Source organism: Tateyamaria pelophila (genome assembly GCF_019966495.1).
GTDB lineage: Bacteria > Pseudomonadota > Alphaproteobacteria > Rhodobacterales > Rhodobacteraceae > Tateyamaria > Tateyamaria pelophila.
Genome location: NZ_JAIMIA010000116.1, coordinates 1 through 13697, shown reverse-complemented (window position 1 = coordinate 13697; position 13697 = coordinate 1). Strand labels below are relative to the sequence as shown.

The following is a 13697-nucleotide window of genomic DNA, read 5'->3' as shown; positions in this document are numbered from 1 at the left end:
AGGATCTGGCCGATGTCCTTGTCGACCCACCGCAGCCACAGCATCGCCTCATCAGCCTGCGTGATCATCCGCGGTGACGGCAGAGGGCGACGCATCTTCGGCTCCTGTTCGACTTGGTCAGCAAAGCCGTGCACGTATTCGGGCCAGGCGCTGACATAGCCCTGCGGCCGCACCGGTGGCATGGACCGGATGACATCTGCTGCCAACTCCAGCCTGTCCGCCACCATGGCCCGTGTCCAGTCATCGACCATAGCGCACCTCCCTGCCCTGCGGGCGTTTGCCGTAGAGTTTCGTGCCCAACTGCTCCACGAGTTCGCGCTCTGGCCAGGTCAGCCTGTGATCATCCACGCTGACCGCCAGCACGCCCTGCTCATGCCAGCCGTCGCGCTTGACCTGCTCGGGATCGCGGCGATGACCGCCGTAACCGCGGGGCGTGAACCGCATCCCGGTCATGACGCACCTCCTTTATCGTCGGTCAGGGCCGGGGCAAAATCAACGCTCTGCTCTTGCGGCACCCTTTCCCCAGCGGAGAGCGAGCTGCTCGTTTGGAGCCGGTCAAACCCGGCCGTCGCGCGCTCTACGTTCAATCTGTGCGCAGCGGCCCTCCCAATTTCACGACGCGCTTCGCTGGTCCACGGATTCTTACCCATCCGAAACGGCCAGCTCGGACAGTTGACGACCGTGCAGAACCGCACCTCTTGAGCGGTATCGTTGCAGCAATCGAGGCATTTGAGACGCAGGGCCTTGAGCGGCGACACGCGGGCATGGCCCAACTGCTTCAGCTCGTCCGGCGACATGCTGCGAGGATCACGGCCAGCGTCAAAACCGTCTCGCTGCTCGAGGCCGATGTGGTGATTGGGTTTCATGCCACACCTCCCTGCGTCTCGATGGCCCAGAGCAGGATTGCGATCGCGTCGGCCTCGTTGTCGTCGGTCGGGCTGAACCCGCGCTTGCGGGCAGCGTCAATCATCGCTTGTTTGTTCGCGTTGCCCTGGCCCGTCAGGAATTTCTTGATGGTTCCAACCGGCACGCCCTGGTACGGCACACCGCGCAACTCGCCCCAGCTGGTCAGAACAGCCAACAGCCCCCCGAAAACGTGGGCTGCGTCAGTGCCTGCATGTCGGCGTACTTCTTCAAAATAGATCGCCCCAATTGGCCCAGACAGCCGGTCGATCTCCGTCAGCCAATTGGTGAAGCGCAGGTAGCGCATGCCGCCACCATCGTAGCGGCCGGGCTTGAAGCTGACGGTGCCGCTGGTGATCAGCCCGTCAAAGCTGCGGATAGCCCAGCCAGTCGTGGTGCCGAGGTCAAGCGCCAAGATGGTGCTTTGGCCCTGTGCAGGTGGCATGGGCGTTTTCGGGGTTGCGCCGAGATTGGCGTCGGCGAGAGTCGTATCAGCCATGAGTGGTCTCCTCTTCTGGTTGGCTGCTCGGGTGGAAGACGACGGCGGTTGATGCTTGGCGGTACCGGCCGCCGTCGTCAGATTGGAACAAGACTGTTTGTCAGCGTCCGTAGATCCGAACTTCGTATCGTTTAGGGGGCAGTCCCCAAGGGTTGCCCCCTAATACGTAGTATAGGGGGGTCACACTCTCTCTCATCAAACACCTACAAGCTCCTGTTTTCATGATGTTTTCTCCCATTTTTGATGACAGAGGGGTATGACAGAGGCCTCTGTCATCGTCATCGGCAAGTTGTTGATTTCATTGAATTCATGACAGAGGCATGAGGATGACAGTGGCCTCTGTCATATGACAAAGTCATTCATCGCCCCCCTCTGGAAAGACCCAGACCGCAGGGTTTTCGACCTCCCTGGCACGTCCAGAATTGGGGCATTTGAAATGGGTCGGCAGGACCGTTTCGCCCTCGGCCAGCACCTCACCAGTCTCGGGATCGATCACACGATCACGGCCAAACCGCATGCCCTCGACGCAGAGATAGCCGAAGTGTGACTTGGTCGCGGGGAACCCTTGTTCGGCCAGATCGCGGCGAAATTTCACGAAGCCCTTGGTCGCCAGGACATTGATCCGCTGTCGAATTGTGAATTCGCTGCCAAGCCCATGCTGGTTCTCGAAGCCCGCACCGAACTGCGTTGACGTGTATAGCCTACCTTCGGCCGCTTCATCGAATAACAGGCCCAGGATGACATCGGCCTTCCGGTTTCGCTCAGCGTCATGTTTGGCACCCATTTCTCCCCCTATTATCCGCTCATTCATCGGGTTGATCTCGGTCCATTCGCCGCCCACCTTGTCGATCAGTTTGGCCGCCAGAGCGGGACCGTTGCGCAACTCAATCTCCAGTTTGCGCTGTGGGTTTTCCTCATCGGGCCGGTGCAGGATCAGACCAGAGGTGTAGAATCCGCGCAGCGCACTGGCACCGGAGAGCGCCAGAAACGGGTCATCCTTGACCTGCTGCTTGCTGAGCTTCTTGGTATGGTGCGCGAGAATGACGCCGCAGTCGGGGTTGATATGGTCGCGCAGAACCTCCACCCGCTCCTTGAGGAAGAACATCATGGCGGTATTGTCGTTTTCGCCACCTCCGTCAGGTCCGCCGTCAAATATATTGCGGATCGGATCGATGCAGATGATATCGACCGGCTCGGCCGGAAAGGCCCGCCGGATGGCCGCGGCGACACGCACACTGCCTTCCACGTCCAGCAGAAGGTTCAGCTTGGGCGTGGCCACCAGATTGTCCCGCGCGCCGATCAGGACCTCTTTCGGAAGGAAGATCTGCTTCATGCGCTCGCGGAGATAATGGTATTGGATTTCCGCCTGAAGATAGAACACGCGTAAGGGTCGCGGTGGGGTGAAGCCTAGGAACGGCTGCCCGGCTGCCATGTGCACCAGCCAGGAGATCAGCAGATCGCTCTTGCCGACCTTGGGCGCGCCACCCAGTACCAGCAGCCCACCCGGCGTCAGCACACGCGGCGCGATGATGTCGGCAGGCATCGGACTGTCATCGTCCAGCAGCGCGCCAAGCGTGAAGGCGGGCATTTCATTGGGTGCTGGCGCGGCGCTGTCGAGACGGATCAAGGGTGGTCCGTATTTCTCGACATGCCGGGCCCAGAGCCGCTCGGACTCGCGCTTGAGCCGCTCCACCGTCCACTGCGGCCGCAGCATCGCAGCGTTGTAGCCGCAGATGCCCTCCCAGCCCTCGTCCTTCGACATCCGGCCCTCATGGACCATGCGGATGAAATACCCGATCGCGGCCGAGGCCCCCTCGAAGCGCGACCAGTCGTCCTGCGCGCTTTCGCGTACCGGGGTGACCAACACATCATCGACGGCGGGCTTGTCGGGCGTGGCGAAGTCCGGCTGTAATGACACGCCCGGCGCGGGCGGCATATCGGTCACGGCTTCGGTGAACTCGCCCAGATCGCGTTCGAGATCCGCGTTCAGCGTGACGATGCGCACCTGCGTCTTGAGGCTGTTCTTGTAATAGACAGAACCTGCCACCCGGATCGGCTGATGCGCCGAACGAAAATGCATGTCCCCGCCGACCTTGGCGGCAATGTCACCGCGGATACGGGTCACGCGCGCGATATCACTGCCCTCGGCGGGCTCCGTCAGTTTCCACCAGACATGGGCCTTGTGCTGCCCCTCAGGCGTCACGCCGCCGCTTTCGACCACCATCGTGGGTGCGCCAAGATGGCGTTCAAGATGTGCGCGCTTGGCGGCGATATCGCCAGTGTCGATATCGACAACCACAGCCTGCATCTGCTGAATATCGTCCGCCCTGGCCTGACCGGGCGCTTCGACTGTGCCGGGGATAACATAGACTGCCGCGCCTTCGCGAGCGGCCCAATTGGCGAAGGTGGTCATCTTGTCGGTGACGTTTTCACCGGCATTGATCCAGATGTTATGCGGGCGGCCATCAAAGCCCTGCCCCTTGTCGATAAAGCTGCGGACCGGGATCAGGCCGTCGCAATAGCCAAACACCACCTCCATGAACTGGGCGATCTGCTCGGGGTCCGGCTCATCGCCGAACACATCGATCTGAGGTGCTGCATCGTTGAAGTCCCGCCACGGGTTGAAGTGAACGAGATTTTCCTTGGGCGCGTCCGGCGCAGTATCGGTTTCCTTCTTGCGGTCTGCATCCTTAAGATCATCATCTTGGGCCATATCGGCCTCCTGTTTCTGGTTGTCTGTGTCGGGTGGGTCGTTGGGCGCGTCCGTCATGTCGGCAGCCCCCAACACCGCTCTGCCCAGGAGCAGAACCGGCATTCGAAGAAGTCACGATTGGCCGCCACGCGCGGCAGAAGCTCGCCTGCATCCGTGGCGCGCAGGATGCGCACACCCCGATCGGACATGCGCTGTGCAAGCTCGGCATCGAACGGCACAAGCTCGTGGTAAAGCTCGGCCGTGTCCTTGTTGATCGCGGTGAACACGGCAGGCGCGGCGCTGATGCCCGGCACGCTTGCTTCCATATAGGCCTGGTAGACGGCGATCTGGGCGGCATAGACCGGCTTCGATTTGGTCACGCCCTCTTTGACGCAGGCGCGCCAGTTCTTTGCGTTCATGGTTTTGCATTCCCAGAGCGCGGGGACGGCGAGGTCGAAGCCTTCCGGTCCAGCGGCGATGATGCCGTCGACATGGCCGCGGATGCGCCCGCCTGCGACCGAGAAGCCGAACTGGCCGCCATCGGGGCGGTTGCCCTTGCGGGTACAGAGGTCAAACCCTGCCTGCCGCAGCCAGGCGACCGCCAGATCCTCGAGCACATGGCCAATGGCAAAGATGCGCAACACTTGGCCGGAGAAGTCCTGCCCCTCGTCCTTGGGCGCGTGTGTGAACTCGAACTGCAAGGCGCGTTCGCAGGCATGGCCAAGCCGCGAGCCACCGAGGTAATCACGGGGTACGCGGGCGGCGTTTTCTGTGGTGAGTGCCTCGTCGATGGCGGTATTGATCCGGTCAGCGAAGCTGGGACGGCGGTTGTAATCCAACATCAGAACGGCACCTCCGACAAGCTGGCGATCTCCAACATCTCGGTGCGGAAGGCTTCGACGGTGATGACGATCAGCCGATGCATATCGTTCTGGCTCAACTGCCCCAGCGGGCGGTCCCAGCCGATCCGCTCCATTTCCAGGGCGAGCGCGCGCATCACAGCCGGAAGCGCCTGAGTTTCCTCTTCAGTAAAATCGGTCATGGTCAGTCCTTTCTTGGCTTTTCGGGTGAAGGCCGACTGGCACGGCATCGAGCAGAACCAGCGGTATGTGCGTTTTGCGCGGGGTTGGTTGGGATCAAACCAGCCAAAGCCGCGGGTGCGGGAGGTGCAGACGGCGCAGAGCGTGCCCCGCGGATGCCAGAGGCGATCAAAGCCCGGGCAATCCGCAGCCTCTGTGGGCGGGGATGCGATTTGCGCGACATGGCTCATGCGGCTCTCTGCCGCCTCGCTCGATTGGCCCGCGCCACATTCTCGGAGAGCGGGATCCAACGGCAATTGTCAGGGAAATAGCCGCTCCGGGGATCAATCCGGTCTATGCTGAGATCATCCGCATAGCCGTGTGCCCGTGCCCAGTCGTAGAACTGGACTGGCGTATCCCGCCATTGTCGACAGACTTGAATTCCCCGCGCGCCGTATCGCGAGAAATCCTTGCTTTTGGGATTGTGGCACCGCGCCAGCATGCCTCGGCGAATGTTCTCGAGCCGGTGTCCAGTCATCCCATGGGTCCGTCTGGAAGCCGCAATGAGGGCCCGGGTCGCGCAACCGCAACTCTTGACGGTCCCTCTGCGCAAACGGCTGCCATCCTTGATGGTCAGCTTTCCGCATGCGCAGCGGCACAACCATTTGGGTCTTGGTGAAGCGCCGAAGCGCTCCACCACTGTCAAAAAGCCAAACTTCTGGCCTGTCATGTTGATCGCAGGCATCGGCATGATCAGTCCGCCCAGGACGGCCGACCATGGGGTGCCGGTGCTTGCGCCTCATATGCGGTTTGATGCGCAGCTGAGGCAAAGTCCGGGGCTCCCGATGGTGCCGCCATCGGTGCCGCGCCCATGACCTGCGCGTAATCGCGATGATCCGGCATGACCGCGCTCTTGATCTCGTTCTTGTCCTCGCCGTTGGTGTCCTGTCCAATGTCGATCCGGGCGACAAACTCCAGACCATCAAGGTCAGCAAACCCGTTGATCCGGCGCCGGGCCTGAGCCTCGGGGGAATTGTCCTTGTCCGAGATACCGCGTGACGAATTGAGGATACCCCGTACAAGGCTGCGGCCCATATTGGCCCAGTTCGGACCATTGGGGCTGTAAAGGCCGATCAGCGACCAGATCTTGCGCTTGGCATAGGGCCCTTCGAGCACCGTGTATTCGGCATCGAGATAGACAGAACCGGTATTGCCACGTTTGGCATAGCCGCCGGTCCAGCCCTGGCTGGGGTCGTCATACCCGCCTGGGCGCAGCGTCAGGCGCACCTTGGCCAGCGTGCCCTTCGGGATGACATTGCTGTTTGATTGTGCGTCGTTGAAATCGTTCCAGAGAGACATGGGTGAAGTCCTTTCAGTTGGTGGTGTCATTGGAGGGAGTGGTGGCCTGCGCCGGGGACGGCGCGGGCAGCTTTGGCGGCTGGTAGGTCAGACGGCTTTCAGCGGACACGAGGGGACCGCGGATCTTGTCCATCAGCTGACCCAGATGCGGAGGCTCGATCAAATCGAGACGGCCGGACCGGTCCTTGGCGGGAAACCCCCAAGGATTCAGGGTCTGGCAGACAAACCCGCGCTGAGGCGATCCGTCCCCGTCCGCAATGTCGGTCATGGTGATGACCTGATCGACGATGCCCGGCAGTTCGAGCCCAGTCTTGGAGCCGTCGATCTGCGGCGAGAACACCTTGCGATTGAAGTCATCGGGCTTCTGATCGAGTATCCCCACGAACCAGATGTTCTTGCCGCGGGTGTGCTGCAGGTGGGTCAGCCAGGCGATCATCTCGCGGCCGTGCAGGCCATAGGCGCCGCGCACGTCCGGCTTGCCGGTTTTCTCCGAATACGCCTCGGGCTGGCCTTTGCACCACCCAAAGCAAAGCCGCCCGGCCACAGTGATTGAGTCGATAAAGACCGTGTCGTATTTATCGAGGGCCGCCGGATCTCCGAACTTCTGGCAGACGGCGGCATAATGGGCCGAGCTGTAAGCCTGCTCGTCGCGCAGCGCGGGGTTGGGTCCACCGATGAAGACCGCGAAGTCCCGACATTCCGTCCAGGTTCGCGGCCGTATGGCATCGATTGCCAACCCTTCGATCGCCAGGTCGCCTGCTTCGAGGTCGAAGAACAGCGTGCTCGAGGCTTTCAACGTCCAGAGCAGGCTGGTTTTGCCAATACCAGAGGGCCCAAAGATGACGCCTTTGATGCCGCGGGGCTCAGCCATGCGCTGATCGGCGGTGATGATGGGAAGCACGCCGGTCATGACAGCACCTCCTGTTGCGTAGCAGCCGCAGGATCATTGCTGGTCACCGCCAGATAGAGTGCATCCAGACGATCCGCTTCGGTGAGGCATTCGATGCCCTTGCGGCGCATGAACCGCCGCGCATCATTGAGCAGGTCGGGCTCGACGATCAGGTTCGGGATCGCGACGTATTCCTCGGCGCTCTCGACGAAATAGGACTTCGAGCGTAGGTCCTTGACCAGCGGTGCGAAGGCCGCGCAGACCTCTGCAAAATCCGACTGGCCCAACCCATCATCGCGGTTGCGCAGGATGCGCTTGACCTCGGAAATGATACCGGTGCGCAGCATGCGTAGCGCCCCTTCCCGTCGTGCTTGCGCGCAGGTCAGCGGAAATGCGGACCCCATGATGTCATCGGCAATTTTGGGGGCGTTGTTGCCGAGCCGGACGGCAATCTCCCAAACTTGCTCGGCAAAGGCTGCTGATTGGCTATCAAGCATAAAACCACTCCTTAATTTTGGTGAATGCGGTGGAGCCTCGGGCGATGGCCCGGGCGTCGAGGTGGTGGAAGGGTTGGTCCTGCGCCGCGCGCATGCCCTGCAGTGCGAGCTCCAGGTTCTCGTCCGTGGCCCATTCGGCAAAGGCGCGGAACGTGCCTGTCACATGTTGCCAAGCGGCCTGTTCTGGTGTCGGCGGCACATAGAGCGGGTTGCGTCGGCTTGGCTTACGCTGCGGACGCAAACCCCGCATGGCGGCATCCGTCACCATCTTGCGCAGGGCCGCGCGCGTGGGTTCCTCACCGTGCTTAAGCCGGTCATTCAGCGTGCGGCGAGTGATGCCGGGATCAGCGGCCTCGGCGTCTCGGATCAAGCGCGCATCGTGGATTTGGTCGCGGCGGAGACCAAGATCGGCTGCAGTAGTGGTGTTGCGCTTGTCGACACCACTTTCCCATCCACGTTTTGCCACCTCGCCCCGCTCTTGCGCCGCATCATATTCATCCGCCAGACGCCGCTTGGCAGCCGCATCGATCTCCAGTGCATCGGCCTGCGCACGATGCGCCGCCGCAACCAGGTCGTCATGCGCGGCTTTTGCGTTCTTCAGACGCGCAGCACGTTTGGCGATGTCGTAGGCAAGCCCGGCAGTCTCGCGGGCCTCGAGAACCTCAGCCGCCGTCCTGGCCCCGGACAGCATGGTTGCCGCGCGATCAATCAGGCTGGGCAGGTCATGGGCCGCGTTGGGGATATGAGCGAGCGCGGTCATTGCGCGGCCTCATTTGGCTCGAGGGTGATCTTCAACGTGCCGGTCTTCACGGTGCGCGCAGGCTCAAAGCCCTCGCGCCAAGCCTCGGGCAGCGCGCCGTATTTGCGCTCAGAGACCGTCAGCTTCGTGTCGATGAACTCGGAGGGGTCCTGCTTGCTGTCAGCGATGTTCCGGGCCATCTGCGCCAGCTTCTCCTGATCCCAGTCGACCCGTTTGGGCAGATCGGCCACGACGGTGTAGTTGCCATCCGCGAGGCGCACAGTGCCGGTGTCCTTGCCGCAAGCCCGGCGCGCCTCAGCGGCGCGGGTGGCATAGCGCACCTCAAGGGCGGTGTTTAATCTGGCAGTGGCCGACTTCGCTTGCTGCACCGCGTACGTCAGTTCAGCCTGCAAGGCGGCCAACAAGTCCACCGGCATCTGCGCCAGATCGCCAGTCGGCATGTTGAGCATGTCATCCACGCTCGGGGTGTTTTCGGGATAAGTCATGGGGGTTCCTTTTTTTTGGGGGATGGGTCAGGCGGCCAAGGCAGCCAGTTGCGTGACGGCATCGGCTGAACTGCGCGTCTTGGGGCGCGCGATCGCGAGATAGGAAAATAGGTCCGGACCGAGGCGTTCCTGGACGAGGTGGACGAGGCCTTGGGCCTCTGTCCAAAACGCCCGTGTTCCCAACAGGCGCAGTTCGTTGCGCTCGTTGTCCCCAAGCTTGGAAAGCCCGTGGAAGGTATCGAGCACCAGAAACCCGCGATGGTATTCCAGACGATCGCCGGGCATGGCTTGTGCCACCCATGCGCAGAACTGGATTTCCGTGAGCGGACCCTTTGGCCGGATCGTAGTGATGGTTGCAGTGGTCATGTTGCTGGCCTCCTCATCCTGCTTCTACTCACGGGGTTCCGAAATCGTCCCAGCAGGGGCCGAGTCCGTAAGCGGTGAGCACCGGGCGGAGGGCGGCGATCCGGCGATAAAGAGACGAGCGTTTGAAGACGCTGCCCGCGACCAGATCAGATGCGGTGAACTGGGATAGGGCACGGCAGAGCTGGCGTTCATCGTCGCGCAGACGGGCGAGAACACAGTTCGTCGCGAGCCGGTCATGGTGCATGTCGATGCCAAAAGGGCGCTGTCCGTACCAGCTGGCCAAGGCATCCTCCTCAAGCAGCAGGTTCTTCAGGGGTTCGCGACTGCCTGCCATCGGCGCATCGAGCGAGAACATCCACCCATCCTGCGCGCGGCGCTCACGCTGGATCTGCATCGCAATCCGTGACGACTGGTTGCGCAGCACAATATTTGCGAAGGCGCCAATGCTGCCGCGGCGGGCATCGAACCCGGGCAAGCGACAAATCAGGTCCAGCAGCAGATCCTGGGAAAGGTCCTCAAGATCAGCAGGTGGCAGGTGCAACTTGCGGTGCAAACGCCGCGCGGCGCGATTGGCCTCGTCGATCAGAGTGACAACGTCGGCGGCAGATAATTTGGGGGGCATGGTCGGGATCCTTGGAGCTTGGTTTCTCTTGCTCCGAACTTCGCCGACCCCGGCCTGCCTTTGGTGTGTTTGTGGTGTGTGTTTGGTGTGTGAAAAGTGTGTCGCGGACTCAGCCCAGGATTTCGATCTCCTCACGGTTCAGCGCCAGGCGATAGCCAATACCCCGAACCAAAACGAATAATTCATCGACCTGTGCACGCGTAAGGCCGCAGCCGATCAGCGCGTTGCGCAGATCCCGAATGATCTCTTTTGCTTCGCGGCCAGTGTTGATCTCAATTTCCTGTTTCTTCAGCCTCGGGTCGGGTCCAACTGCCTGCTCGACGAATAGACGAACCAAGGCGAGCATCTGCGAGGGTAGGTCCAGGACCCGGCCATCCAGCGTCACAGCTTGCCGACTACGATGGACAGTCAGGCGAACACGGTTGCCAGGAGGCACCAAGGTATCGAAGGAAATCTTTTCAATACCGTTTTGGTCCTGGTGGCTAATCTCGTCCAATTCATGCACGTCGATTTCCATGTCGCGCAAACGGATGCCACTGCTCGGGTCGGTCTCGTCAAACACCACGATCGGCAGTGTGCTCCCAGCCAGTGATTTCAGAAGCATCGAGATGCCGGGCGCAAACACGTCACGCGGCGATCGGCACAAAAAAATGCTGCGACCCATCGCAGACGTGCCCATTGACCAGAGCCCGGCCGAAATCGCCGTGGAGGTGCCCGTCAACTTACCTGCTGCCGCAATGGCTGCGATCAATTGCTCTGCATCGATCCGATATCGCATCAGGTCATTCGGCTCGAGGATTACATCCTGACTTGGGTCGAACGGACAGCAGGCAACAAGCTTTCCGTCGATTTCATGAATGATCCGCGCGTCATAGCCACAATCGCAATGCGCGCAGGTGCCCCAGGTTTCGACCTTGCGATCCTCGATCAGGATACGCGCTTTCAGCAGCTTTGCGATGTCGGCCTCTGGAAAACGGCGCAGCAGCCGACCAGAAACCTCCGGGCGCGCGCCCGTTTTATTCAGCCGCTTCCACAACCAGATCAAAATCATGGTCTTTCTCCAGCCCATTGCGTGCGATCAATGTATGAATGGATTTCTCGAACCGCGTGCGGCGGAAGGCCAATGTGCCAGGAGGCTTCAGTCGCACAGTAGACTGCGCTGGCTTTTTCTTGCCCACGTTGAAAAACACTCGGAAGGTGATTTCGCCAAGCCGCCACCCCTGACGAAAATCTACCTCGCTGGCGGTGAAATTGCGCAGCGCTCCGTTGGAATCCTTGGTTACCCAGCTCCGCAAATGCCGTGACGCCTGCGCCTCGTCATCCCAATCGAACAGATCCGCCACGGCCGAAACGATTGTCACACTGTGAATTGTATCGTCATGAAAATGGGTGAAAGCAAAATCGGGACCCACCTCCGTGATCGCATCAAGGCTGTAGAGGTCCCGCGCGTGATCGCCAGCAAAGAAGCCGGGTCGTCCCAGCACATGGGCGGCGAAGAGTTCCGCCAACTCAGCCTGCTGGGATTTCAGCACGCCGCCGATCAACAGTCTGCCTTCGGTCGCATCGTAGCGCAGCGCTGCATACTTGACGGCGCGCACGGTGATGATCTCTTCGCGGTCGCCCGACACCACCGGCGTGGTTTTCACCGGCGCGCCATGGCTCAGGACCAGGTTGAATTCCTCATCCTCATCATAGGGGGCCAAGCGGCAGTAGCCGCCTTGAAGATCCTGTGTGAACAATGCGGCAGCGGCGATCTGAAACGCTGCACTTGCCTCTTCAGTGAAGTCTGCGGGCACATCCCGGTCGGGACCACGGAATTCTGCCATCGCTGTTGGCGCGCGCAACGCCATCTGGTCAGCCGCAACCTCAAACAGTTCGTGATGGTGCAGATAGACATGGAGCGCGACATGTTTTGGGTCGTGGGCAGTGGGCGCATCATCCGTCTTATCCTCAACCGTCCCCTCGAACAGTGTGATCCTTTGGCGCCGCGCCGCCGACAATATCGTGTACAGCCCGTGCGACGTGCCCAATTCCGCAATGCGATGAAGGTCGGCGACGAGGCCTTCGGACCAATCGTTCACTGGTTGGCCAAAGTACTCGGCCAACGCGTCACGGACATCCGCCCCCTCATTTTCGAAGTCGATGGGAGCCGTTTCTCCGGTGAAGTGACGCTCAAAAAGCTGGCGCATCAGTTTGGGGTCAATGGTCTTCACAAAACGTGGGTTCACGAATTTCTTCAGGTTGCCAGCCATGGCGACTCCTTTCTGTTGGGGTGGACAATGTTCATCATATGTTCTCATCGTCGCAGGTCAATCACCGCGGTGGGTGTGGGACGCTTTTCGAAGGGCGTGAGTAGAAGATGGGTGAGAAAACAGCCCGAGGTGACCAATGAAACGCCCAAACCCAATACACCCTGACCGCATGTCAGCACACGAGCGCCGCACCGAACTGTATGGCCTGCTCGCTACGGCTGTGGTGCGCCTCTTGGATTGCGATCGCGACCCTCTATCCCAGAATAGTGGAGACTGTTCGCTACACTTCCCGCCCAAACAGAGCGGTACTGCAACTCCAACTCAGAGGAGATCTGCATGACCACTCACGAACCCATATTGGCCCGCCTGGCGGCGCTTAAGACGATGTCAGTCAAGGAACTGAAAGCCGAATGGCAGGCGCTTTTCGATGCGCCTGCTCCCAACAACAGCCGTGGATTTCTGGAAAGCAGGCTGGCCTACCGTATTCAGGAGCTGTCTTACGGCGGCCCTGATAAGCAGACGCGTCGCCTGTTGGATTTGTTGGCCGACGAGGTGGAGGGCACGCTGACACGCAAGGCGCAGATTGCTGATCCCCGCAATCCAGTAGTTGGCACCAAGCTGATCCGCGAATGGGACGGCACCGCCCACACTGTGACCGTGCTGAAGGACGGCTTCGAATGGGATGGCCGACGCTACAAATCCCTCTCGGCCGTGGCGCGCGCCATCACCGGTACGCGCTGGAACGGATACCGCTTCTTTGGGCTTCGTGAACGCAAGCGGGGTGAAGCATGAAGGATGTGTCCACAAAACCCGCCCGCCGTCTGCGCTGTGCGATCTACACACGCAAATCAAGCGAGGAAGGGCTTGAGCAGGAGTTCAACAGTCTGCATGCGCAGCGGGAGGCCTGCGAGGCGTACATCGCCAGCCAACGGTCGGAAGGCTGGGCACTGGTGCGCGACCAGTACGATGATGGAGGCATTTCTGGCGGCACTTTGGAGCGCCCTGCCCTGCAGCAATTGCTGGCCGATATTGAGGACGGCTTGGTCGACGTGGTTGTCGTTTACAAGATCGACCGCCTGTCGCGCTCGCTGATGGATTTCTCCAAGCTGGTCGAGATCTTCGACCGCAATGGCGTCACCTTCGTCTCGGTCACGCAGTCTTTCAACACCACCACGTCCATGGGGCGGTTGACGCTGAACATCCTGCTGTCGTTTGCACAGTTCGAGCGTGAGGTCACCGCCGAGCGCATTCGCGACAAGGTCAAAGCGTCCCGCATAAAAGGCATGTGGATGGGCGGCTATGTGCCCCTCGGCTATGATGTCCGGGATCGCAAGCTGGTGGTGAATCAAGCGGA

Annotated in this window: 18 protein-coding genes; 2 read left to right on the top strand and 16 right to left on the bottom strand. The window is 60.9% G+C overall.

Annotated features, from left to right (window positions below; genetic code table 11):
- From LC354_RS22530 to LC354_RS22455, 16 genes are all read right to left on the bottom strand, one after another.
- Nucleotides 1–251: DUF6362 family protein (locus LC354_RS22530; protein WP_223428098.1), on the bottom strand; the 251-nt coding region annotated here is incomplete at its 3' end.
- Nucleotides 241–453 carry a hypothetical protein gene (locus LC354_RS22525; protein WP_399204154.1) on the bottom strand — a complete coding sequence of 71 codons (213 nt, stop codon included), beginning with the start codon at nt 451–453 and terminating at the stop codon, nt 241–243. The genes LC354_RS22525 and LC354_RS22530, both read right to left, overlap by 11 nt.
- Nucleotides 450–866, bottom strand: a complete 417-nt coding sequence (locus LC354_RS22520; RefSeq protein ID WP_223428097.1) for a hypothetical protein — start codon at nt 864–866, stop codon at nt 450–452. Before LC354_RS22520 ends, LC354_RS22525 begins: the two co-directional genes overlap by 4 nt.
- Nucleotides 863–1402, bottom strand: a complete 540-nt coding sequence (locus LC354_RS22515; protein WP_449649487.1) for a crossover junction endodeoxyribonuclease RuvC — start codon at nt 1400–1402, stop codon at nt 863–865. Before LC354_RS22515 ends, LC354_RS22520 begins: the two co-directional genes overlap by 4 nt.
- Nucleotides 1403–1757: 355 nt before the next feature.
- On the bottom strand, nt 1758–4217 hold the full coding sequence (locus LC354_RS22510; protein WP_223428096.1) for an AAA family ATPase: 2460 nt from the start codon (nt 4215–4217) through the stop codon (nt 1758–1760).
- A complete protein-coding gene (locus LC354_RS22505; RefSeq protein WP_223428095.1) occupies nt 4169–4936 on the bottom strand; it encodes a hypothetical protein in 768 nt (255 codons plus the stop codon). Before LC354_RS22505 ends, LC354_RS22510 begins: the two co-directional genes overlap by 49 nt.
- Nucleotides 4936–5364 carry a DUF6511 domain-containing protein gene (locus tag LC354_RS22500; RefSeq protein ID WP_223428093.1) on the bottom strand — a complete coding sequence of 143 codons (429 nt, stop codon included), beginning with the start codon at nt 5362–5364 and terminating at the stop codon, nt 4936–4938. Before LC354_RS22500 ends, LC354_RS22505 begins: the two co-directional genes overlap by 1 nt.
- Nucleotides 5365–5866: 502 nt before the next feature.
- Entirely contained in the window at nt 5867–6472 is a 606-nt protein-coding gene (locus LC354_RS22495) for a hypothetical protein (RefSeq protein ID WP_223428091.1), read from the bottom strand.
- A 13-nt stretch (nt 6473–6485) separates the two neighbouring features.
- A complete protein-coding gene (locus tag LC354_RS22490) occupies nt 6486–7382 on the bottom strand; it encodes an ATP-binding protein (RefSeq protein WP_223428089.1) in 897 nt (298 codons plus the stop codon).
- Nucleotides 7379–7858: a hypothetical protein gene (locus LC354_RS22485; protein ID WP_223428088.1), complete on the bottom strand. Its 480-nt coding sequence runs from the start codon at nt 7856–7858 to the stop codon at nt 7379–7381. Before LC354_RS22485 ends, LC354_RS22490 begins: the two co-directional genes overlap by 4 nt.
- Nucleotides 7851–8618 carry a hypothetical protein gene (locus LC354_RS22480; RefSeq protein WP_223428086.1) on the bottom strand — a complete coding sequence of 256 codons (768 nt, stop codon included), beginning with the start codon at nt 8616–8618 and terminating at the stop codon, nt 7851–7853. The genes LC354_RS22485 and LC354_RS22480 overlap by 8 nt, the downstream gene beginning before the upstream one ends.
- Nucleotides 8615–9103: a hypothetical protein gene (locus LC354_RS22475; protein ID WP_223428085.1), complete on the bottom strand. Its 489-nt coding sequence runs from the start codon at nt 9101–9103 to the stop codon at nt 8615–8617. The genes LC354_RS22480 and LC354_RS22475 overlap by 4 nt, the downstream gene beginning before the upstream one ends.
- 27 nt (nt 9104–9130) lie before the next feature.
- Nucleotides 9131–9469, bottom strand: coding sequence for a hypothetical protein (locus LC354_RS22470; RefSeq protein WP_223428084.1), 339 nt, complete (start codon nt 9467–9469; stop codon nt 9131–9133).
- A 28-nt stretch (nt 9470–9497) separates the two neighbouring features.
- Entirely contained in the window at nt 9498–10091 is a 594-nt protein-coding gene (locus LC354_RS22465) for a sigma factor (RefSeq protein WP_223428083.1), read from the bottom strand.
- A gap of 109 nt (nt 10092–10200) precedes the next feature.
- On the bottom strand, nt 10201–11142 hold the full coding sequence (locus LC354_RS22460; RefSeq protein ID WP_223428082.1) for a hypothetical protein: 942 nt from the start codon (nt 11140–11142) through the stop codon (nt 10201–10203).
- Nucleotides 11108–12343, bottom strand: coding sequence for a hypothetical protein (locus LC354_RS22455; protein ID WP_223428081.1), 1236 nt, complete (start codon nt 12341–12343; stop codon nt 11108–11110). Before LC354_RS22455 ends, LC354_RS22460 begins: the two co-directional genes overlap by 35 nt.
- Nucleotides 12344–12679: 336 nt before the next feature.
- Here LC354_RS22455 and LC354_RS22450 point away from each other — a divergent pair, with 336 nt between their 5' ends.
- Complete coding sequence (locus tag LC354_RS22450; RefSeq protein WP_223428080.1) at nt 12680–13135, top strand: DUF2924 domain-containing protein; 456 nt, start codon at nt 12680–12682, stop codon at nt 13133–13135.
- Nucleotides 13132–13697, top strand: a 566-nt coding sequence (locus LC354_RS22445; protein WP_223428079.1) for a recombinase family protein, incomplete at its 3' end; no start/stop codon positions are given. The genes LC354_RS22450 and LC354_RS22445, both read left to right, overlap by 4 nt.

Coding starts and splice junctions, on each gene's coding strand:
- LC354_RS22525 (WP_399204154.1), bottom strand. CDS start 453: ATGACCGGGATGCGGTTCACGCCCCGCGGTTACGGCGGTCATCGCCGC.
- LC354_RS22520 (WP_223428097.1), bottom strand. CDS start 866: ATGAAACCCAATCACCACATCGGCCTCGAGCAGCGAGACGGTTTTGAC.
- LC354_RS22515 (WP_449649487.1), bottom strand. CDS start 1,402: ATGGCTGATACGACTCTCGCCGACGCCAATCTCGGCGCAACCCCGAAA.
- LC354_RS22510 (WP_223428096.1), bottom strand. CDS start 4,217: ATGCCGGTTCTGCTCCTGGGCAGAGCGGTGTTGGGGGCTGCCGACATG.
- LC354_RS22505 (WP_223428095.1), bottom strand. CDS start 4,936: ATGTTGGATTACAACCGCCGTCCCAGCTTCGCTGACCGGATCAATACC.
- LC354_RS22500 (WP_223428093.1), bottom strand. CDS start 5,364: ATGAGCCATGTCGCGCAAATCGCATCCCCGCCCACAGAGGCTGCGGAT.
- LC354_RS22495 (WP_223428091.1), bottom strand. CDS start 6,472: ATGTCTCTCTGGAACGATTTCAACGACGCACAATCAAACAGCAATGTC.
- LC354_RS22490 (WP_223428089.1), bottom strand. CDS start 7,382: ATGACCGGCGTGCTTCCCATCATCACCGCCGATCAGCGCATGGCTGAG.
- LC354_RS22485 (WP_223428088.1), bottom strand. CDS start 7,858: ATGCTTGATAGCCAATCAGCAGCCTTTGCCGAGCAAGTTTGGGAGATT.
- LC354_RS22480 (WP_223428086.1), bottom strand. CDS start 8,618: ATGACCGCGCTCGCTCATATCCCCAACGCGGCCCATGACCTGCCCAGC.
- LC354_RS22475 (WP_223428085.1), bottom strand. CDS start 9,103: ATGACTTATCCCGAAAACACCCCGAGCGTGGATGACATGCTCAACATG.
- LC354_RS22470 (WP_223428084.1), bottom strand. CDS start 9,469: ATGACCACTGCAACCATCACTACGATCCGGCCAAAGGGTCCGCTCACG.
- LC354_RS22465 (WP_223428083.1), bottom strand. CDS start 10,091: ATGCCCCCCAAATTATCTGCCGCCGACGTTGTCACTCTGATCGACGAG.
- LC354_RS22460 (WP_223428082.1), bottom strand. CDS start 11,142: ATGATTTTGATCTGGTTGTGGAAGCGGCTGAATAAAACGGGCGCGCGC.
- LC354_RS22455 (WP_223428081.1), bottom strand. CDS start 12,343: ATGGCTGGCAACCTGAAGAAATTCGTGAACCCACGTTTTGTGAAGACC.
- LC354_RS22450 (WP_223428080.1), top strand. CDS start 12,680: ATGACCACTCACGAACCCATATTGGCCCGCCTGGCGGCGCTTAAGACG.